Origin of the sequence: Prevotella sp. lc2012, from assembly GCF_900107065.1 — a bacterium.
GTDB lineage: Bacteria > Bacteroidota > Bacteroidia > Bacteroidales > Bacteroidaceae > Prevotella.
Genome location: NZ_FNUF01000004.1, coordinates 195,732 through 216,413 on the forward strand (window position 1 = coordinate 195,732; position 20,682 = coordinate 216,413).

The following is a 20,682-nucleotide window of genomic DNA, read 5'->3' on the forward strand; positions in this document are numbered from 1 at the left end:
TGCGTTTCCTTTTTTCTTGTTGTCTTTTATGCCTTTCCTGTGCCTTTATGAGTGCGCAGGATAGAGTATCGTTGTTACATGAGGGAGATCTGCTGTTCTGTTTGTCGGCAGAGGAAAACCAGATTACAAAGGTGACTGAGGGTATTGACGGTAGTCGCATCGATCATGTTGGTATCGTCCATTTTCAGCGTGATACGCTCTATGTACTTGAGGCAGTCCATCAGGGGGTCGTGTTGACACCCATCGACAGTTTCCTGCTCAGACGTGACTCCTTGGTGCTTGTGGCCCGACTGAATGATACTCATGGTGTGGAGCAGTCTGTCAGACGGGCCTTGCACTATGTGGGTTATCCTTATGATTTCCTTTTCATGCCTGATGACTCGGCATTCTATTGTAGTGAACTGGTACAGAAGTGCTATCTCGATGCTGACGGGCACGAGATCTTTCCCGCGATACCGATGTCGTTTCATGATAAGACGGGCATAGTCACCCCTTTTTGGAAGGATTACTATGCCCGTCGCGGTTTAGAGGTTCCAGAAGGAGAGCCAGGCAGTAACCCTGGCGATCTCTCTCGCAGTCGGCATCTCTCTATTCTGTTCCGTTTCTTTTAGATTGCCAGATGGATGCTGGCGCCTGCCATAAGCCATATTCCAGGTTGTGGGATATGCCCGAAGTCCACATACGTCTTGTTGAATAGGTTGTTCACTTCCATATAGAGACGGTATGCTTCGGTATTCCATTCCAGACGAGCGTCGACAAGACTGTACGTTTTGTAGGCTCGCACATGTCCCTCTGTGTCGGTATATGTTCCTGTACGGTCCTGAAGACGATAGTTCAGTCCCAGTTCCAGTTGTCTCCAGAGAGACATCTGCAGGTTACCTACCAGTTTGTGGCGCAGGTATTCCAGTGCATACTGACTTTGTATATCGTCGCTCTCCTCTTTGTTCTGGTTGATGTAGCAATAGGCAACATTCAGTTTTTTCAGACCATGCTGTGAGGGGAGAATCTCCTGAAGATCCAGACTCAGTGAAGTCTCAATGCCCGTAGCATCTACCCTTGTGAAGTTCATCGACTCCCAAGGTGCCTCGGGATCGTTGGTGCGGCGTATCCAGTCTATCAAGTTCTTGCAACGGTTATGATAGATACTCATCTTACCATCCAGCCCTCGTGAACTGTATTTGATGCCGCCTTCGATAGCAGCCAACTCCTCAGGTTTCAGATGTTTGTCGGCCTGGTGACCGCCGACAGAATAGTAGAGTTCTGTTACGCTGGGCATGCGTAGTGATGTGTTGTACGAGGCATAGATCTTCCAGTTGTTACCAAGGCGGTAGCTGGCATCAATGCCTGGATAGACGCGCATGTTCATCTCGTTCCATGAGTTCTTTACACTGATTATGCCGGCAGACAGGGTAAACTGTTTCAGGAGGATGTTATGCTCCAATACGAAACTGATGTTCGTTCGGTTCAGGCCATGTGTGTAGTCGCGGTCTGTGCCGTGGATGTGTCGAGGGGTTGCCAACGGTTCTCCCAGATTGCCGCTCACCAAATCTTCGTTGCGCAGTTCTGCTCCGACGGCCGTACGCCCCAGTAGCCAGTCGAAATGACCGTTCAGGTTTACGCCATACACATCCGTCCGGTGGTAGTTGAAAGGATAGATGTCTGGCGCATCACGGAACAGTTCGAAACGGTCCATCGTTCGGTTCCAGTAGATGGCCGGCTTCAGATGTACCCTTCCCTGCCTGTTCTCTGCCGTCACGGCGGTATACGTCTTTAGCGTGTGCTCATACTGGTCGTCCCATTTTGCACCGTAGAAGGTGTTCGAGCCGAATCCTCTGCTGCTCAGTCCGGCATGCCAGTCCACGGCAAACAGTTTGTCAGCATAGTGTCCTTGGTAGAAAGCCTTGCTTCCGCTGTAGTCGGCATTCAGTCCACCAGCCTTGTTCCTGCTGTAACCGTCGCTGCGGGTGTAGCTGCCCGAGATGCTGTGATTGGTCGTCCCAGCGAGTGCTACACGTCCGCCGATGCTAGCATAGCCGTAGGAGCCGCCTTTCATATGGGCGTCGACACCCCCTTCCTTGACCCGCTTCGTCACGATGTTCACGGCACCTACCAGAGACGAGGTGCCATACACACGACCGGCAGGTCCTTCGAGCACCTCTATGCGCTCAATATCGCTGATGTCTACCGGGAAGTCAAAGGCATTATGCCCCGTCTGTGGGTCGCAGATGTTGATGCCGTTGAGTAAGATGGTGATCTGCTCGTTGTTGCCACCTCTGATCGAGATGTCTGTCTGTGCTCCAATAGGACCGCGCTGACGGACATCCACGCCTACGGCGTACTTCAGCAGATCGTTAATACTTTGTACTGGCGCCTGCGCAATGTCGGTATGCTCCAGTACAGTGACCATTCTCGCAGCCTGACTTCTTGTCAGGGGCGCCCTCGAGCCGGTCACGCTGACCTCCTCGAGCATCATGGCTCTTGCTGTTGTCATGGCGGTAGAGTCGCTCACCACAGGATCTGTGCTGACACTCTCTGCTGAGGCGTAGGTCAGTGTGGCTACGGAGAGCACGCTACATACTACCTCACGTCCCAGGCAACAGAAGAGCGAGTAGCCCTTGTTTCCAAAATGACGGAACACAAGTGCCTGGCGCTTCATGTTGAATGTTGGTTTGTACATGTTTTGAAAAATATTTATTGTCTTGCTTGATTGCAAAACGGCTGCGAAGGTACGAAAAAACGGGCGAAAAGCCAAACAAATCGCCCGTTTTTATTTTTTGAGTCTGTGATTCTATCGTAAAGCTTCGGCCACCATCGCCCCTTGGTGGATACGGTTGGCCATGCCGATGCCGTCGCGCATGTTTCCTGCCAGTATCAGTCCTGGGTATCTGGTCTGTAGCTCTTCTATCCGTCTGAACCTTTCGCCGCTGTCGCTCCAGTATTGGGGAATGGCCCGTTCGTGGCGGAAGATACGGATGAGGTCGGGCTGCATGTCTGCCGGATATTTCAACATGGAGTGGAAAAGATCCAGTACTGTCTCACGGATTTCATCGTCGCTCTTCTGCATATCATCAGCATGACGGGTACCACCGATAAAATAGGAATAGAGTGCTCCCCCCTCAGGGGCACGCCCCTCGAAGCACTCGGATGGGAAGAGGATGCCCAGTACCGGCTTCTGCTCCTTGCTTGGCACAAGACCACCGAAGGCAGGAAAGACGTGGTTTTGGGTATCCCGTATGCCTACGCATACCTGAATCACAGGCGCGTAGTACAGACGACTGATTGGCTGCATCTGTTCTTCGGGAATGAAAGGAAGCAACGCAGGGAGGGCGTAGGCACCGACCGTGGTGACCACCTGTCGACATCTGATCTCTTCCATGCCGTTGAAGGTGACACGCCATGTGCCATCGTCAGTGGGATTGACCTTGACATCTTGTGCACTCGTGATGATGTCGAGTCCTTTGGCTATCGCTTCAACCATCTGTGTAAGGCCACCTGCGGCAGAGAACACTTTCTTTGTAGCCAAACGGTCGCGATCTGTCTTTGGCTCCTTGGCCTTGGCAATGGCTCCGCGGATAAAACTGCCATAGTTGGCTTCCAGGTTATAGAGCTTTGGCATGGCATAGCGGGTGGTAAGTCGCATCGGGTCGCCAGCATAGACTCCGGAGATGAACGGGTCGATGGCATATTCATAGAACGACTTCCCCAGACGGCGTTGTGCCAAGGCTCCTACTGATTCGTCGGGGTTGTCACCCTGTTTGCGCCAAGGTTCACCGAGAATGCGTATCTTGTCCGATAGACGGAAAAGGGGTGTGGTCACAGCCTCCACTGGTCCTGAAGGTAGGGCATGGAAACGGTTACCCTTCCATATCAGGCGTCGTTTCGACGACTCTCGGGCAATCTCCAGTTGACAGTCGCCCAGGTCGTCGAATAGTTCTCTTACCTCGGGGAAGGAAACCACTCCCGTGTTGGGGCCGCTCTCAAAGACAAACCCCTTCTCGCTATATGTGCGTATCTGTCCGCCTATGCGATTCTCTTTCTCTATGACGAGCACATCCCGTCCCTGTTTCCTCAGGTGGTATGCTGTCGTGAGACCTGTTAGTCCGGCACCGATAACGACAATATCTCTGTTTTGCATTTTCTTTCGTTGTTTATATGGGGTTGGAAAAACTCTTGTCTGTATGTTGCATCAACGGGTCGAGGGCGGCAGCCACACAGCGCACGAAGGGACGCCCTTCACTGTTGACGACGATGTTGTCGCCGTCGAGCGTGAGCAGACCGTCGTCGGCCATCTCCTTCAGGAGAGCCTCATCGTAGTGACAGGCCTCTCGTAACTGTGTAACGGGCGTACCAGTCCTCTGTGCCACGTTATTCCAGTCGATAGCGTAGTTGCACATCAGGGTCTCAATCACCTCGCGCACCAATTTCTGTTGTGTCGATAGTCGATAGCCCCGTTGGGTGTAAAGTTCCCCTTTACGGATGTTTTCGATATATTCTTTGATGTCGCGTCCGTTCTGTGCATAGGCATCGTCTAATTGACTAATGCCCGTCACGCCGAAAGCATAGACTTGAGCCGTGGTGCGTCGGGTGCAATAGCCTTGGAAGTTACGATGCAGTTGTCCTGTCCGCAAGGCGACGGCTAGCTCATCTTCCGGTAATACAAAGTGATCCAGTCCGATACGTTCGTAACCATTGGCTGTCAGAATCTCCGAGGCTGTGTCGTACATATGGTTCTTCTCCTCAGTTGCAGGCAGTCCTACACGATCGAGTATCTGCTGACGCGGGAAGAGCTTAGGCATGTGGGCGTAGGAGAAGGTCACCAGTCGGTCAGGGCGCAGCAAAGATGCCTGTTCGATGGTTTGGCGGAACGTATCGAGCGTCTGTAAAGGCAGACCGTAGATGAAGTCTAGGTTTACGGTAGCCCCCGAAGTCCGTAGTATCTTTAGGATATCAACAACCGGCAGTAATGAAGGACGACGGTTCACAGCCTTCAAAACCTCTTCTCGTAGATCTTGAATACCGATGCTATAGCGAGTAAAACCGCATGTGGTGAGTTGTTGCCAGTCGTCGACAGTCAGGTAGCCGGGATGGCACTCAATGGCTATCTCGGGCTTCTCTATTGTCGGAGCGATGGAGAGCAAATGCTCGTTCAGTTCCCGTATCATCGGAATGGGAATTGATGTAGGGCTACCTCCGCCATAGTGTATCTGTGCGATCTTTCTGTGGCAGTCGATATGACGAGTCACGAGGTCTATTTCTCTATGTAATGCTTCAACATAGGCCTTGACTGTCTCAGGCTTCCCTGCCGGATAGGAATTGCATCCGCAGTAGTGGCAGAGGTGTCTGCAGAATGGGATATGGAGATAGAACGATATATGGTTCTGTGGCGCATGGTCCGATGCCTCTACGGCCTCCAGATAGTCTTTTCCGTCGAAGGCACCGAAGTAGTTGGCTGGTGGATAACTGGTGTACCGAGGGGCAGGACGGTTGTATTTCTTGATAATATCAGGATGCATGACGTTTCTTTGTCTTATAAAGCGTTTGTGCTTTTTTGCGACTGCAAAGGTATTGCTATTCTTTCTAGTGCGCAATCCTCATTTATGTGGATTTTGTGTATTCACTAACTCTCGTTTTCGCCACCATGACCTTACCGGATTGTCTTATTAGTGGCTTGGCATCCTTCAGATGTTCCTTCAGCGTCTTTTCCTCGATACGATAGATCTTAGGAGTCAGTGCCCGAGGGAAACGATTGAAGAACGGGTCGTAGGAGAGGAACCAAACTGTTGCCATCACCTTTGGAAAGTGGGGCATCAGATCCCAAAGACTGAATAGTCGGCTCTTGGCGGCGATAGTGATACCCTGCTCGCCAGTATCGAAAGTCGACACACATATCAGGTGTGTGCGCCGTTGGGTGTCTTGTTCTTGTTCTGCTTTCGTTTTCCGGTGTGAGATGTTGATATGCCGACCATAGCGTTTATTAATGTCTGCCATCATCTGCCTGAACAGTCGTCCGTGTGTTGAGGTGTCCTTCTGCTGCCGTGAGGCAATGGCGAGGTGTATCATCTCGTGCAACAGCGTATCTATCACCTCCTCTTCCGGTAGGTCGATCCTCACGCTGATACGGAGTACGAAGCCATAGTTCTCCCAGCCTCGTAGCAGTCTCCGCCTTCGCTTGAAGCCCAGTTGTCCGAGGTATGTACGTGCCCGACTCATCTGTATAGCTACCTCTGGCAGTTCTCCGTCGAAGCACAGGTTGTTCAGTTCTTCGTATTTCCGCTCAATATACTCTTTCGTGGGTCTCATATCGTCTACAAAGATACACATATATTTTGGAATTCTGATCAAATCTTTGTATCTTTGCAGACAAGAATGAAATTAAGTATGTGGAAAAAACCTTGGACAATGAAGGAGGGCTTCCTCATTGGAGGCGGTCTGGTTGTCATCGGACTGATGGTGCAGTTGTGCTTTGGGGCAGTGCCATGGTCAGCAATCGCATGGCCTTTGAACGGACTACTGTTCGGTGCATTGCTCGCACTGACGGTCATTGCCTTCCTGATGCGGAAACGGATATATGTTATACGCTTTCTGGCATCGTATATGGCAGCGATACCCATACTGGTGTATGCCGTGGTGTTGACGATCGTCATGGGGTTGACGCGTCAGCAGTCGGGCTTAGACATGAATAGCGAGGGTACGTGGCTGAACGATATGCTGGCCTTTTGGCCCTTTGTGCTGATATATGTGCTGATGGCGATCATACTCGCATTGGTGATCCTTCGTCGACTTGCGCATCTGAGTTGTTGGCGCCGCGACATACCATTTGTGATGAACCATTTGGGACTGTTTCTCGCCATGACGACGGCCACGTTGGGGAATGCGGATATGCAGCGTTTGAAGATGGTGGCGGCCGTTGGCGTACCTGAATGGCGGGCCCTAGCTGTCAATGGGGCCATACAGCGACTACCGATGACCATCGAACTGAAACGGTTTATCATGGAGACCTATGACGACGGATCCCCCAAACGCTATGCCTCGGAGGTGCTGATTAGAAAAACATCAGGAGAGACGGTGGAGACGACGATAGACGTGAACAGACCCGTGGAGATAGAGGGGTGGAGGATCTACCAATATGGTTACGACACAGAAATGGGGGCTCAGAGTCATATCTCAATCCTCGAACTGGTGAGTGACCCTTGGTTGCCCTTCGTCTATGTGGGCATCTACATGATGTTAGGCGGTGCCGTGTGTCTGTTTATCTTTGGTGGTAGGAGAGGGAAGACGAATCGTGAGGTGATAAGTTAGAAAGGAGACCATACAATGGATTGGAGCTATTTCATATATTTCGCAGTAGTTGCGGTGCTGCTATGGGGCGTGGGTGCCTGGGCGGCGTGGAAGGATAAGAGGACCGAGGCCTATGTAACAACGGTTGCCGGACTGTTGGTTTTCTTCTGTTTCATTGTGTTGATGTGGGTATCACTAGAGCGTCCGCCACTGCGTACGATGGGTGAGACACGCCTCTGGTATTCGTTCTTTCTACCGTTGGCGGGGGTCATCGTTTACAGCCGTTGGAAGTATAAATGGATACTGTCGTTCTCGACAGTGCTTGCCTTGGTATTCATCTGTGTGAACCTCTTCAAACCTGAGATACACTCGAAGACTCTGATGCCTGCGCTGCAGAGTCCGTGGTTCGCACCTCATGTCATTGTGTATATGTTCGCCTATGCCGTGCTGGGCGCTGCCACAGTGATGGCTCTCTATATGCTCTTTATCAAACGGTCGACTGTCACGGAGCAAGAGTATGAGATTACTGACAATCTGGTGTATGTAGGACTTGCCTTCATGACCTTTGGTATGCTCTTCGGAGCTCTTTGGGCAAAGGAGGCATGGGGACACTATTGGTCGTGGGATCCGAAGGAAACATGGGCCGCCATTACTTGGTTCTCGTACCTTATATATATACACTACCGCCGACTGCCCAAGCACAACGCACGATTGGCGCTCTGGGTGCTACTACTCTCGTTCGTGCTCCTGCAGATGTGCTGGTGGGGTATTAACTACCTGCCCGCTGCCCAAGGGACCTCGGTACACACCTACGGAGCGTAGTCTGTGTCTTATAAACCGAATCGTGAGGTGTCAACAGAGGTTTTCTTGTGACCTTTGTAACCGTTGAAGGTGTAGCGGACAGTGAACGCGAACGACTGCATGTCGACATTGTTACAGAAGGCATATTTCATCTTACCGACGTTGCACCTGGTCTTCATACGATAGGTGCCGAAGAGGTCTTCGCCCTTCAAAGAGAGCGAAAGACCTTCGACGGGGGGCGTCCAGGTGATACCTGCCGAGGCGGCGTACATTGCCAGTACATCGTAGTAGCCTTGGATGGCAGGGCACTGATACCACCCAGATAGCTCAAGATTGAGCTTTTTATCAAAGAGAGAGAGATGATTGTTAACCCTGAATATCGAGGTGACCTTGCTTTTTGAGAATGAGATGGCGTCGTCGATATGTCCGCTTTGGTGCATGTCGAAGGCCATGACCGTGAATTGTGTCTGGAAGGTCTTGGTCCAGTCGACAGGAGTGACAGCCATGAGTCCGTAGCGATAGTCACGATTAAGGTTGAAATACTTGTAGACGGCATGTAGCTCACTATCACTGAGAACCATCGACTGGGTGAAATGGTCGGGACTGGTCTCGGCAAACATACCGAAGATATATTTTGATTTGATAATATAGTTCAGGTTACAGCTATATTTCACGTAGGGTTTTAGTGAGGTGTTACCATCGCTCACGCAGTAGGCGTTGATGTAGGTACGATTGGCTGCCGTGGTCCAGTAGGAGGGATAGTACTTCTCACTGTTGACGGTTAGTTGGACGACATGTCGAGATCGTGGACGGTAGACGAGGGTGAGAGAGGGATAGAGATGCCATTGCTCCCATAGGGTGCACTCTGAGGTGCCGTCCTTGTTATATGACGAGTGGAAGTACTCGCCTTCGAGTGAGAGGTTCAGGAAACCTTTCTTACCCAGCGGTTGACGGTAGCCCAGATAGGCCGAACCCGACTGCTCTTTCTGCTCGAATTGGGAAGACCCGTCTGTGAAATCCCTGGTAAGATAGATGTCCTTGTCGTTTGTAGTGGTAGAGATGTCGCCTCTGAAGCCGAAGTTGATGTGACCTCCCAGACAACGGATCTGATGGTCGAGGTAGACACCACACTTAGTAACATGTTGTCTGTAACAGCCGTCGAGACTGCTTTCGTACGATTCGGAGAGAGTCTGACGCTCCTTCTCGTTGTAGAACGTGGCATTGATACCCACTTCCAACTCATTGCTGTTAAAGGATACTTTCAGGTTGTGTAGCCACGAAGGACTCTTGGTATGAGTGCCGCTCGGGTAGGGTGCTCCATCGAACAAGGTCAGGGCCGTGGAACTGACCTTAGGATGCTCCTCCTGTAACACATAGGAGAGGGAGAGTGATGATTTCTCGTTCAGTGTGATATCGCCATCGGCATACATATTGTTATCGAATGATCTGATTCTTCGTCTGTCTGCCTGATGCACATCATATGTATGTCCTTTCAGAAGGTGACTGGCATCAAGTTCCATCTTTCTGATCAGATTGTCGTAGGAACCGGTGTAACCCATGTTGGCTGACCATCTCGCCGACGAGAGACTCAGGTTAATGCCGCTGTTCGCACTTGTATAAGTCGCTTGATCGAGTCCTCCATAGATATCACCTTTCATTTCAAGGGTGTGGGAACGAGCCTTGGTGAGTACGATATTCACAGAAGCCCCTCTGACCCCAAAGCGACGTGGCGTATTGTAATACACATCAATGTTAGCTACCCTTTCTGGTGGAAGTGAGGAGAGGTAGTTTCGAAGTTGTTCCTCGGACATGCCACTTTTCTTGCCGTTGATGAGAATGCAGAATGATGTGGCACCAATGATGGCATATTGGTTGCCTGTCCTTTGCAGGGTCGGTATCTCATCGAGCATGTCGAGCGCGTTCCTGACGGGACGATTCTCGATCAATAGACGACCGCTGTATCGCAAGGCACCATTCTCGTTAACTCGCATAGGCAGTCGTCCCATGACAGTGACTCCCTTCAACTCATGAGCCGATCTGTCGAGAGTCACAGTACTGACAGAGTCGTTAGCAACTTCTGTATCGTTCACCCTCTTTTCCGGAGCCTGGGCAAACGACGCAGTGGAAATACTGATAATCAATAATAAGTGTAATCGTTTCATGGGGACAAAGATAAGTAGGAAATCATGAAATGACGAAAAAATAGTAACGCGTTTCACAATGTCCCTCAGTCAGTTCATAAAATGACGGAAAACGCGGGAAAGGGGGTTGCCAGACGATCGGATGTCGTACCAAACTGATGATTTGTGAAGTGAAATACATATTTCGTGAAATAGAGGAATGATTATAGGCCGATTATTTGGAGAAAATATGTATATTTGCAGCATCATATGAGAAAAGAGCATGGATTTCAAATATTTGATACTGTCGAACAGCAATGTTCTTGTGAGAGTCGCCGTTCCTGATGTCGCATACATATCTTCGGATGGTAGCTATTCTACGATGGTATTGACTGATGGGCGCAAGCATGTCTTCTCTTTCAACTTGTCGACTTTCGAGAAGTTGCTGGAGAGTCAGCTCGGGCTGGAATCGCAGATCTTTATTCGTCTGGGGAAGAGCTTGATCATCAATAGTAATTACATCTATTGTATAAACATCCCATCTCAGGAACTGATCCTTTCGAGCGATAAGATGGCGGAAGGGTTTACACTCAACGCATCGCGCGATGCTCTTAAGTCGTTAAAATCAATGATCGAGGAAAACGTAAAAAGCAGGAGGTTACTATGAAGAATTATGAGAATGACGTCTATGTGATTGGCGGAAAAAAACGTGTAGCGTGGCTTAGGTATGCCATCATAGTCCTCTGTATAGCTGCAGGTGTCATCCTTATTGGATGGCTCACACGAGATAGTCAGGAGGAGAGCGGTCAGGTTACACAGGAGTTGAACGCTATCGAGGTGCTGCCTGAGAATGCCATGTCGCCCAAATTCGATGGGAAGTATGATTTTAGTGAGTTCCTGAAATGGGTATCGTCCAACCTCGAGTATCCTCAAGGTTTAGAGACGATGGATGCCGAGGTGAAAGTATCTTTTGTTGTCACCAAGGAAGGGCATCTTGCTGATATCGCGATTGTGTCGGAACCGGCACAGAAAGAGTTTGGCCAACAAGTGGTTAAACTCCTGAAGACATGTCCTAAGTGGGCTCCAGCCCGCATGGCCGATGGTACACCTGCGAGCATCAGCTATACGTTGCCGGTGAAGTTCAGAGCACAGAACGCAGTCAACGAATAGTCGCTTATAGATATGTCTAGACGATTAACGACCTCACAAGAAACCAGATAACAGGAATGAGAAGGGCAGGCAGGAGGTTCAGTGTCTTGCAGTCCTTTAGGTTGAGTAGGGCCAGACCACTGCCCGTGATAAGTAGTCCGCCCACGATGAGTAGCTCGGCCATGAGCGCATCGCTGATGGCCGTACTGGAGATATGAGCGATCAACCAGAACATACCTTGCCAACAGAACAGAACGGGTGCCGCCAGAATCATCCCCAGCCCATAGGTAGAAGCAAACACGGTCGATGATACGAAGTCGAGGGTGGCGTTAGTGAACAGAAACGTGTGATCACCTTTCAGGGCCGAGATGACAGGCCCGAGCATTGATAACGGTCCGATACAGTAGAGTAGGATTGCTGTGGCCAGACCGTCGGCAAGTCGATTGCCGCCATCCTCACTACGCTTCAAATGGTCGATGAGTCGTTTGAAACGTCCGTCAATGTCAATGGCTGTACCAATGACACCACCGATGGCCAGTGATACGATGAAGAGCACAGGGTATTCCGACTGAGTGAGGTGACTGATGGTGGCGTTGAGGCCGATGGCCAGCGATGCCAAGCCTAGGCCTGTATATAGCACCTCCTTGTATTTCTCCTTCACACCACGATGCAACAGGGTTCCAATGATGGTACCTGCGATGATAGTGGCTGTGTTGACGATGGTCCCGATCATTTCCTGATGTAGTCGACAAATGCGTATCGATAAGCATGTCGCTCGTCGGTCTCGTGATTCTCGCGCCATGTTTCCTTCCAGTCATCCTTATATGAAGGGAAGAAAGTGTCGGCCTCTGCCGGGGTGTCGTCGACTTCTGTTAGACAAAGACGATCAGCTATGGGCATGGCCTGACGATAGACGCTGGCACCACCGATGATATAGATATCTTCATCGGCTGCGCAGTGCTTGAGGGCTTCCTCGAGCGATGCGAAGGTCTCGCAGCCTGGGGGATTGGGAAATCCACCCGAGCGATATTGACGACTAAGGACGATGTTACGACGATTAGGCAGAGCGCCTTTGGGGAGCGAGAGATACGTGTTACGTCCCATGATGATGGTGTGCCCTGTGGTGAGCGACTTAAAACGCTTCATGTCGTTGGGCAACCAGTAGATCAACTTGTTCTTAAATCCAATGGCTCGATTACGAGCTACATTTGCTATAATGGAAATCATAACTATTCACAATTAGTTTGGGGCTATACAGAAACGTCAGCCTTGATATGTGGGTGGGGATCATAACCAATGAGTTCGAAATCCTCGTACTGGAAGTCGAAAAGCGATTTCACGTCAGGATTGATCTTCATCGTAGGTAAAGGTCGCGGCTCACGGGTGAGCTGGAGGCGGGCCTGCTCAAGGTGGTTCAGGTAGAGATGGGTGTCGCCAGTGGTGTGGATAAAGTCGCCCACCTGATAACCTGTCACCTGTGCCATCATCTGTAGCAGAAGGGCGTATGAGGCGATGTTGAACGGTACACCGAGGAAAGTGTCGGCAGAGCGCTGATAGAGTTGGAGCGACAGACGGCGCGTATTCCTTCCTTCGGAGTCGGTGATGGGACTGGTGTAGAACTGGAAGATGGTGTGACAGGGCGGCAAGGCCATCTTGTTTACCTCGGCCACGTTCCAAGCAGAGACAATCATACGACGAGAGTCGGGGTTGTTCTTCAACTGGTCCAGTACGTATTGTATTTGGTCGATGGTACCACCGCTATAGTCGGGCCATGAGCGCCATTGGTGTCCATATACAGGTCCGAGCTCACCGTTCTCGTCGGCCCATTCGTTCCAGATACGTACACCATGCTCCTGCAGGTACTTCACATTGGTATCGCCTTTGAGAAACCATAGCAGTTCGTAGATGATACTTTTCAGATGTAGTTTTTTCGTGGTGAGTAAGGGGAACCCATCGTTGAGATTGTAGCGGCTCTGAGTTCCAAAAATGCTGAGGGTACCAGTGCCTGTACGGTCACCTTTCTTTGTACCTTCAGTGAGGATGCGGTTAAGAATGTCGAGATATTGCTTCATTTATATTGAACATTGAAGATTAAGATCGTAGAATGTCTGGTGGGGTTGAGGGTAGATGAGTGGTCTTGATGCGCCATGGTTTCGGATAGAGGTTGTTGGCGCGATTACCAATATTCTTCATAGGTCCGAGAGGGATGCCTTTGTAGGTCGTGGTGATGAGGCCACGTGGAGTGTCTGGGGGAAGCACGAGCGCTTCGCCGCGGAGGTATTGAAGTGCCTCGCCATAGGAAAGTTCCACTTGTGGGAAATGGCCCTGAGGCATGTCGGGCGTGAGGACTTTCAGTTTAGAGTGGATAGTGGATAGCGGGTGGTTGTGATTACTTTTGCAGGCTGTTTTCTTTTGCAGGGCACAGATGAACAGTCCTTCACCGCGGGTGATGCCAGGGATGAAACGGTAGACAGGTTCGTCGAAACCATCGAGCAATGAGCCCGTGATATGCCATTCCGGTTGGATGGTGACAGGAAGAATCTCTGCGTCCAACTCTTCCTGCATCCAGCGCACGTTCTCCTCGTTTTCTTTTGTGTTAAAAGTACAGGTACTATAGATGAGAAGTCCGCCTGGTCGCAGACAGGTCCATGCGTCGGAGACAATCTCACGCTGCAGATGCCAGCATTTCTCTACGTTCTGCACACTCCACTCGCTGATGGTTGTGGGGTCTTTTCGGAACATACCCTCACCTGAGCATGGCACATCGCAGAGGATGACATCGAAGAGGGTCTTGGCTTTCCGGAAGTCACGCGGAAAGTTGTTGGTGACGATACAATCCGTCCATCCCCATTTCGTGATGTTCTCCAGAAGAATCTGGGCACGCGTGGCCATGGGCTCGTTGCTGACAAGCATACTGCCTTCAGGAAGGACACTACGAGCTGCTGTCGATTTTCCTCCTGGAGCTGCACAGAGGTCGAGCATCGTTACTGGACTCTTGACGAACTGTCGAAGGATATGAGTGACAAACATTGACGAGGCCTCCTGCACATAGTAGCAGCCTGCATGGAGAAGAGGATCGAAGGTAAACTGCGGACGCCCTGCGAGGTAGAACCCCTCTGGGCACCAAGGCACACATTCGTATGGAGGATTGGGACATGAAAGCTCAGATGAGCACTTCTTTGGGTTGAGACGGATGCTCGTGGGAGCCTCCTCGTCGAAAGCCTCCATGAAACGGTTGAAGCGCTCATCGCCCATCACCAATCTTGTCTGACGCAAAAAATCCTCTGGTAATTTTGTCATTTGCTTGCAAAATTAAAAAAATTATGCGAACTTTGCGCATAAAAGTGCAACTTATTATCTTCTTGCAACGTCAAATAGGTGTAAATGTCATAAAAGGGAAAGAAAAGATATGAAAAAGTATTTAATCGCAATCGCCATGGTGCTCACGCTTAGCATGAATGCTAATGCAGCAGCACAGAAGCACCGCCATACTCCGCGTACGGAGCAGGTGGACTCAACTAAGAAAGATCAGCCCGCCATCGAGGCCTACTCTGACACGGCAAACGCCAAGAGTGCTGAGGATGCTGAGGATGATAAGTACATCACGCACCGCCACGTCTACGCTGATGACGATTTCCCTGGAAGTTACTTCTCTGGGATGGGACGTGATGAGATCTTTGGCATGGGCTTCGTCGTGCTGATAGTCCTGTTAACTTGCGTTGTTGCCCCGATAGGTATTATCATCGCAATCTTCTACTTCGTGAACAAAAACCGTCGTGAGAGATACAGATTAGCTCAGATGGCCATGCAGAACGGGCAGCCCATTCCCGACGATATCCTAAAGAAAGAAAAGGACGATTGGGACAGCAATACATATCAGGCTGGACTGAGGCAGATGTTTACAGGTGTCGGACTTGCCATCTTCCTGGGGATTATCATGGGTAAGCTTGGTTTTGGTATCGGAGCCTTGGTGTTCTTCATCGGACTGGGTAAATGGATTGTGGCCCGTCAGGATAAGAAAGGTGACCCACGAAACAGTCAGTTTTATAACAATTTAAATACGCGCGACAATGAACAAAAGACTGATGCGCTCTAATGACAGAGTGATAGCAGGTGTTTGCGGTGGCATCGCTGAGTACTTGGACTTCGATCCGGTAATGGTACGAGTTGCATACGCGTTTCTCACACTCTTTACAGCTTTCTGTGGAGTCATCTTCTACATCGTGCTGTGGATTGTGATGCCTGAGAGAAGTTTGGTTAGTTGATAATAATAGATTGATGGCAGAACTCAGTGACATCTCTCTTGTAACGCAGGTGGCGGTATTCCATAACAAGCGGGCCTTTGATCAGCTTGTGAGGAAGTATCAGTCACCTGTGCGTCGGTTCTTTTTGAACCAGACGTTGGGAGACGAACAACTGAGCGACGACCTGGCGCAGGAGACCTTCATTAAGGCCTATGTGAACATTACGAAGTTCCGTGGCATGGCAAGTTTCTCCACATGGCTCTTCCGAATTGCATATAATGTGCATTATGACTATGTGAGATCTTTGCGTCAGACAGACGATATAGATACTTCAAGAGCTGTAAAAAACTCATCCGTCTCGAGCGATGAAAACCTGAAGATGGATCTGTATAAGGCGTTATCGTTGCTGAAGCCCGATGAACGAACCTGTATCACTCTTCAACTGATTGACGGTCATCAGATCGACAAGATTGCGGAGATAACAGGTATTCCAGAGAATACGGTGAAATCGCATCTGAGACGAGGAAAAGAAAAAATGGTGAATTATTTAAAGCAGAATGGGTATGACAGATAAAGAGAAGATCATGTTAGAGGATTTCTTCAAGCAGGCTGCTCAGCAGCAGATTGAGGATCGTGGCTTCACGGAGCGGGTAATGCAGAACCTGCCGGAACGTAGGGTGGAGCAGGTACGCAGACTTTCTAGGCTGTGGACGATATTCTGTGGTGTTGTGGGTGTCGCAATGTTCTTCTTGCTGGGAGGTTGGCAGGTCGTACAGGGGTGGTTCTTGGCTGCTGTGCGTATGACAATCGGATGGCTTGAGATATTCATGGTAACAGCTCCGACGACAGAGATATCCATTAATCCTTGGGTGGTTCTGTTGGTGTTGGTTTTCGTAATAATTTTCCTTCCTTATCAAACAGCCCGTAGGTTGTCCTCAGCACTATAAACTCTGTACGCCGGTTTAACTGGTGACATAATTCCTGCCGTTCCTCAGAGAGTGTGGCGATTAAAGACTCTGTCAGCACGTCGCCCTCTTTGAGGAACGGATATTTTTCTGCAGTCTTCCGTTTGATTTGCTTAGGCTTACCCTCTCCATAACCTTTGGGGGTGAGACGATCGGCTGCAATGCCATGTTCAATCAGGTAAGCGACAACACTCTCTGCTCGTCGTTGGGAAAGTCGTTCGTTATAGACCTCGGAACCTCGGCAATCTGTATGGGCAGAAAGCTCGATAGTGATATTGGGGTTCTCGTTTAGAAGACGAACCAACTCGTCGAGGGCTGTCGCAGACTCAGGACGTAATGTCGCCTTATCGAAATCGTAGAAGATATTCTCTATCAGCACAGGGGCGGAGATGTTGGCCAAGGGGAATTGTAATACGTACTCTTTAGACGCTTTGGCGGGTTCGACGTACAACTGCTCCTGATGGTTTAGGAATCCCTTACAGGTGGCGAGCAGCACATAGTCTGTGCCAGCTTTCACCTCTTGTGTGAACGATCCGTCACCACGGACGTTGAGTTTGAGGTTCGTGCCGTCATTGCCTACCATATAGACCTGTGCGGCTGGCAACTCGTAACCATCCTGTTCGTAGACCCAGCCCTTCACCGTCTGTATAATCTCAGGATCGTAGAAGCTGTAAATATGATCGTAGCCGCGTGTGTCGCCACGATTGGAACAGAAGAATCCTTGGTTCAGGCGTCCTTCGAAGGTCATGCCGAAATCATCGCCTTGGGAATTCAGAGGAAATCCAGGATGGCTTAGTTGATTGTTATCAGTAAGTAATTGGAGGTTATGATTTGTGATAAAAAATATATCGAGACCGCCAAGACCAGGATGACCATTACTTGAAAAATACAGGTCTCCATTGGGACGGAATGTAGGGAACATCTCATCTCCAGGGGTGTTGATGATGTCTCCGAGGTTCTCCACACTGCCCACCTCTCTGTCACTAACCAGTCGACAGCGCCAGATGTCAAGCCCCCCCATGCCGCCAGGCATATCGCTGACGAAGTAGAGCCACTTGCCATCTGGCGAGACCGCAGGGTGGGCGAAGCTCGATAAGGTATCTTTCGAGATTAGAAGTTCTATGGGCTTGCTCCATGCCGCGTCGTTCCGGTTGGATACCATGATGGTTGCATACCGAGGGGCGTTGGGGTCCGTCTTGCATTGCGTTAGGTACATCGTCTTGCCATCGGGTGACAGACAACAAGCGCCCTCGTCAAACGTGGAGTTCAATTCGGAGTCGATGCTTTGTGGTTTTCCCCATCTGCCCTTGTCGTCTTTCTGAGAGCGGAAAATATCTGCCGCTTTCGTTCCTGTGATGCCACTGTGGTCATCACCTTTCGCCTGATTACGCGTGGATGTGAAAAAGAGTTGGTCGTAATTATCGCCTCCGAGTGCAGGCGAATAGTCGGCACGGCGGGAGTTGAACACATCCATCCGTTTCACGGTGTAGGTGGAGCCCTCCTTTCGCCAGACAGGCGCTGATTGTGCCGATGATAGTCCGTTCTTGGCCAGGACGAACGCATCATCCATATGACCCGCCGTTTTTGATTTCAGACTGTCGATTGCAGTTAGGAAGTGTTTCTCGGCCTCTTTGTAGTTACCGTTTCTCATATATAACTGTCCGAGGTAGAGGTGGGTCAGGGAGTCTGCCTGTTTGTAGCGTACCACATTGTTATAGGCCGTGATGGCTTTGTTGGTGAAGTTGATGCGCCTGTAGCACTCAGCCATCTTCTTTGCTCGCTGACCACGTAGGGCGCGCTTTTTCGCTGGTGTCTGAGTATATGCCTTCCGATACTGTTCTGCAGCATCATAATACTCACCGATGGCGAAGAATTTATCACCGTTTCTCATAGCCAGATCTGCTCCGCAACTGCTAAACAGTACGGAGAGATAGGAGATGTATAGTAGGATGATTTTTTTTCGCATACCTTACATAAAACGCAAAAACGGGCGCTTTATTGTTTGAAAGGTACGCGGTAGGTGCATCCTTCTTGCCAGCGTGAGCAACCATAGGCGGTTTTGCCCTTGATGATATGGCCTTTGCCACAGAGTGGACAAAGTGCTCCTACCTCTACGGCTTCCTCAGAAGAAAGGGCGGAGGTGGTGGCGGTGGACTTAGGAGAGTTTTTAGGGGAGGCTGGTGATTTGATTTTCTTAAGCTCCGCGTCGGAGAGGACAGTAATACGGCGGTTGGAGGTGTCTTTCATCACCTGACTGACAATCTCTGACACTTGTTGCTTTAGTTCTTCAATAAACTGCTGGGCGTCGTATGTCTTATGTTCGATATCGCGTAGCTTTTTTTCCCAGATACCTGTGAGTTCGCAACTCTTCAGGAGTTCTTCACGGATAAGGTCAATGAGTTCGATGCCTGTTGGGGTGGCGATAAGACGTTTTCGATCACGTTTGATGTAACGGCGCTTGAAGAGCGTCTCAATAATAGAGGCACGCGAGGAAGGACGACCGATACCGTTTTCCTTCATGGCTGCACGTAACGTTTCGTCCTCTACGAACTTGCCGGCTGTCTCCATCGCACGCAGCAGGGACGCTTCATTATAATACGCAGGTGGCGTAGTCCATTTCTCCGTGAGGGTGGGCTGATGTTCGCCAGACTCGCCTTTGACGAAGGTGGGAAGCGTCTCTCCCGATTTTTCCGAAGTAGAGGATGAACTGTCGCTCTCAGAATCAGTGGCGTTTTCTCCTCCCTCAGGGGAAGAGGAGAGGGTCACCCTCCAACCTGGATCAAGAATTTCCTTGCCAGTGACTTTAAACTCTATATCCTCGTCTCCATGGACTACACCTAGGACGGTGGTCGTGGAGAACTTACAGTCGGGCAGAAATACAGCGATAAACCGGCGCGCCACAAGATCGAACACCTTCTGTTCGGCATCGCTGAGCCCCTGTGGGATGACTCCTGTAGGGATGATAGCATGGTGGTCTGTTACCTTCGAGGTGTCGAAAACACGCTTACTTTTCTTCAGTTGTTTGCCACCAATAGTCTTGATGTACTCCGCATAGGGCGCTATACCAGCAAATTTTACCTGATACAACCCATTGAGCGTTTGGGGACACTTAGGATAGATGTCGTCGGAGAGGTACTGCGTATCCACACGCGGATAAGTGGTGTATTTCTTCTCGTAGAGACTCTGGATGGTGTTAAGCGTCATTTCGGCTGAATAGCCGAACTTACGATTACAGTCAACCTGCAGTGAGGTAAGGTCGTAGAGTTGTGGCGGCTGTTCCTTGCCAGCTTTCTTCTCCACCTTCGTGACGGTAAAGGGCTTACCCTCGATGGTTGTGAAGGCCTTTTCACCTTCCTCTTTCGAGGTGAACTTTCCTTTCGTCGCCGTGAAGGTTGTGTCACGATAGACGGTAGCCAACACCCAATAGGGCTCAGGCTTGAAGTTCTCTATCTCCTTCTGACGGTTCACAATCAGGGCCAGGGTTGGAGTCTGTACGCGGCCTATCGAGAGTACCTGACGGTCTCGTCCATATTTTAGTGTGTAGAGTCGTGTGGCGTTCATGCCAAGAAGCCAGTCGCCAATGGCGCGTGAGAGTCCTGCAAGGTAAAGCGGCTGGTAGTCGGCCTGATCTTTTAGGTTGGCGAAACCTTCACGGATAGCCTCATCGGTCATCGATGATATCCATAATCGTTTCACAGGACAAGTGGCTTTCGCTTTCTGCATCACCCAGCGCTGGATGAGTTCTCCCTCCTGACCGGCGTCGCCACAGTTGACGATGCCGTCGGCCTCCTGCATCAGTCGTTCGATGATGTTAAACTGTTTCTCGATGCCTTTATCGTTGATCAGCTTGATGCCAAAACGCTGTGGAATCATCGGCAACTGTGTCAATGCCCATGACTTCCATGCCGGTGTGTAATCGCCAGGCTCCTTCAGCGTGCATAGGTGTCCGAATGTCCAGGTCACCTGATAGCCATTGCCCTCCATATAGCCGTCGTGTGAGCTGTTGGCTCCCAGGATGCGTGCAATATCACGAGCAACGCTTGGCTTCTCTGCAATACATACTATCATTTGTTTCGTATTTGTTTTGGGATAAAAGATTCCTCTTATCAGAGCGCAAAGTTACTA

20 protein-coding genes are annotated in these 20,682 nt (G+C 50.2%); 9 read left to right on the top strand and 11 right to left on the bottom strand.

Annotated elements, in window-relative coordinates:
- Positions 1-47 precede the first annotated feature (47 nt).
- Entirely contained in the window at positions 48-611 is a 564-nt protein-coding gene (locus BLU99_RS09550; RefSeq protein WP_255397534.1) for a YiiX/YebB-like N1pC/P60 family cysteine hydrolase, read from the top strand.
- Here the strand turns inward: BLU99_RS09550 and BLU99_RS09555 are convergent.
- The 4 genes from BLU99_RS09555 to BLU99_RS09570 form a co-directional block, all read right to left on the bottom strand.
- Entirely contained in the window at positions 608-2,677 is a 2,070-nt protein-coding gene (locus BLU99_RS09555; RefSeq protein WP_091901472.1) for a TonB-dependent receptor plug domain-containing protein, read from the bottom strand. The genes BLU99_RS09550 and BLU99_RS09555 overlap by 4 nt on opposite strands.
- A gap of 111 nt (positions 2,678-2,788) precedes the next feature.
- Entirely contained in the window at positions 2,789-4,135 is a 1,347-nt protein-coding gene (gene hemG / locus BLU99_RS09560) for a protoporphyrinogen oxidase (protein ID WP_091901474.1), read from the bottom strand.
- A 13-nt stretch (positions 4,136-4,148) separates the two neighbouring features.
- Positions 4,149-5,513, bottom strand: coding sequence for an oxygen-independent coproporphyrinogen III oxidase (gene hemN / locus BLU99_RS09565; protein WP_091901476.1), 1,365 nt, complete (start codon positions 5,511-5,513; stop codon positions 4,149-4,151).
- An 82-nt stretch (positions 5,514-5,595) separates the two neighbouring features.
- Positions 5,596-6,300, bottom strand: a complete 705-nt coding sequence (locus BLU99_RS09570; protein WP_176771108.1) for a SprT-like domain-containing protein — start codon at positions 6,298-6,300, stop codon at positions 5,596-5,598.
- Positions 6,301-6,366: 66 nt separating this feature from the next.
- On the opposite strand from BLU99_RS09570, the gene BLU99_RS09575 reads away from it, so the two are divergent.
- Together BLU99_RS09575 and ccsA are read left to right on the top strand one after the other, a co-directional pair.
- Positions 6,367-7,299, top strand: coding sequence for a cytochrome c biogenesis ResB family protein (locus BLU99_RS09575; protein ID WP_091901480.1), 933 nt, complete (start codon positions 6,367-6,369; stop codon positions 7,297-7,299).
- Positions 7,300-7,314: 15 nt separating this feature from the next.
- Positions 7,315-8,100: a cytochrome c biogenesis protein CcsA gene (ccsA, locus tag BLU99_RS09580; protein ID WP_091901482.1), complete on the top strand. Its 786-nt coding sequence runs from the start codon at positions 7,315-7,317 to the stop codon at positions 8,098-8,100.
- 8 nt (positions 8,101-8,108) lie between these two features.
- On the opposite strand, the gene BLU99_RS09585 is transcribed toward ccsA, so the two are convergent.
- Entirely contained in the window at positions 8,109-10,241 is a 2,133-nt protein-coding gene (locus BLU99_RS09585; RefSeq protein ID WP_091901484.1) for an outer membrane beta-barrel protein, read from the bottom strand.
- A 241-nt stretch (positions 10,242-10,482) separates the two neighbouring features.
- Here BLU99_RS09585 and BLU99_RS09590 point away from each other — a divergent pair, with 241 nt between their 5' ends.
- Together BLU99_RS09590 and BLU99_RS09595 are read left to right on the top strand one after the other, a co-directional pair.
- Positions 10,483-10,866, top strand: a complete 384-nt coding sequence (locus tag BLU99_RS09590; protein WP_091901487.1) for a LytTR family DNA-binding domain-containing protein — start codon at positions 10,483-10,485, stop codon at positions 10,864-10,866.
- A complete protein-coding gene (locus tag BLU99_RS09595) occupies positions 10,863-11,369 on the top strand; it encodes a TonB family protein (protein ID WP_091901489.1) in 507 nt (168 codons plus the stop codon). The genes BLU99_RS09590 and BLU99_RS09595 overlap by 4 nt, the downstream gene beginning before the upstream one ends.
- 16 nt (positions 11,370-11,385) lie before the next feature.
- Here the strand turns inward: BLU99_RS09595 and BLU99_RS09600 are convergent, their stop codons facing one another.
- Genes BLU99_RS09600 through BLU99_RS09615 form a run of 4 tightly spaced genes read right to left on the bottom strand, consistent with a single transcriptional unit; the run spans position 11,386 to position 14,648 of the window.
- Positions 11,386-12,081 carry a DUF554 domain-containing protein gene (locus BLU99_RS09600; protein WP_091901491.1) on the bottom strand — a complete coding sequence of 232 codons (696 nt, stop codon included), beginning with the start codon at positions 12,079-12,081 and terminating at the stop codon, positions 11,386-11,388.
- Positions 12,078-12,575, bottom strand: a complete 498-nt coding sequence (locus tag BLU99_RS09605; protein WP_091901493.1) for a dihydrofolate reductase — start codon at positions 12,573-12,575, stop codon at positions 12,078-12,080. Before BLU99_RS09605 ends, BLU99_RS09600 begins: the two co-directional genes overlap by 4 nt.
- A 23-nt stretch (positions 12,576-12,598) precedes the next feature.
- Positions 12,599-13,420: a thymidylate synthase gene (locus tag BLU99_RS09610; RefSeq protein WP_091901496.1), complete on the bottom strand. Its 822-nt coding sequence runs from the start codon at positions 13,418-13,420 to the stop codon at positions 12,599-12,601.
- A gap of 19 nt (positions 13,421-13,439) precedes the next feature.
- Positions 13,440-14,648 carry a methyltransferase RsmF C-terminal domain-like protein gene (locus BLU99_RS09615; protein ID WP_091901498.1) on the bottom strand — a complete coding sequence of 403 codons (1,209 nt, stop codon included), beginning with the start codon at positions 14,646-14,648 and terminating at the stop codon, positions 13,440-13,442.
- A 109-nt stretch (positions 14,649-14,757) separates the two neighbouring features.
- Between BLU99_RS09615 and BLU99_RS09620 the strand changes: the two genes are divergently transcribed.
- The 4 genes from BLU99_RS09620 to BLU99_RS09635 are packed head-to-tail and all read left to right on the top strand — an operon-like array spanning position 14,758 to position 16,539.
- The gene (locus BLU99_RS09620; RefSeq protein WP_091915518.1) at positions 14,758-15,444 is read left to right on the top strand and encodes a DUF6249 domain-containing protein; all 687 of its coding nucleotides are present in this window, start codon (positions 14,758-14,760) and stop codon (positions 15,442-15,444) included.
- Positions 15,419-15,613 carry a PspC domain-containing protein gene (locus BLU99_RS09625; RefSeq protein WP_091901502.1) on the top strand — a complete coding sequence of 65 codons (195 nt, stop codon included), beginning with the start codon at positions 15,419-15,421 and terminating at the stop codon, positions 15,611-15,613. Before BLU99_RS09620 ends, BLU99_RS09625 begins: the two co-directional genes overlap by 26 nt.
- Positions 15,614-15,626: 13 nt before the next feature.
- Positions 15,627-16,166 (top strand): RNA polymerase sigma factor, encoded by a 540-nt coding sequence (locus tag BLU99_RS09630; RefSeq protein ID WP_091901504.1) that lies wholly within the window; start codon positions 15,627-15,629, stop codon positions 16,164-16,166.
- Positions 16,156-16,539 carry a DUF5056 domain-containing protein gene (locus BLU99_RS09635; protein ID WP_176771109.1) on the top strand — a complete coding sequence of 128 codons (384 nt, stop codon included), beginning with the start codon at positions 16,156-16,158 and terminating at the stop codon, positions 16,537-16,539. Before BLU99_RS09630 ends, BLU99_RS09635 begins: the two co-directional genes overlap by 11 nt.
- Here BLU99_RS09635 and BLU99_RS09640 read toward each other — a convergent pair.
- Together BLU99_RS09640 and BLU99_RS09645 are read right to left on the bottom strand one after the other, a co-directional pair.
- Complete coding sequence (locus tag BLU99_RS09640; protein WP_091901508.1) at positions 16,451-18,523, bottom strand: PorE family type IX secretion system protein; 2,073 nt, start codon at positions 18,521-18,523, stop codon at positions 16,451-16,453. The two genes, BLU99_RS09635 and BLU99_RS09640, sit on opposite strands and share 89 nt — an antisense overlap.
- 29 nt (positions 18,524-18,552) lie before the next feature.
- Positions 18,553-20,625, bottom strand: a complete 2,073-nt coding sequence (locus BLU99_RS09645) for a DNA topoisomerase 3 (RefSeq protein WP_091901510.1) — start codon at positions 20,623-20,625, stop codon at positions 18,553-18,555.
- Positions 20,626-20,682 lie beyond the last annotated feature (57 nt).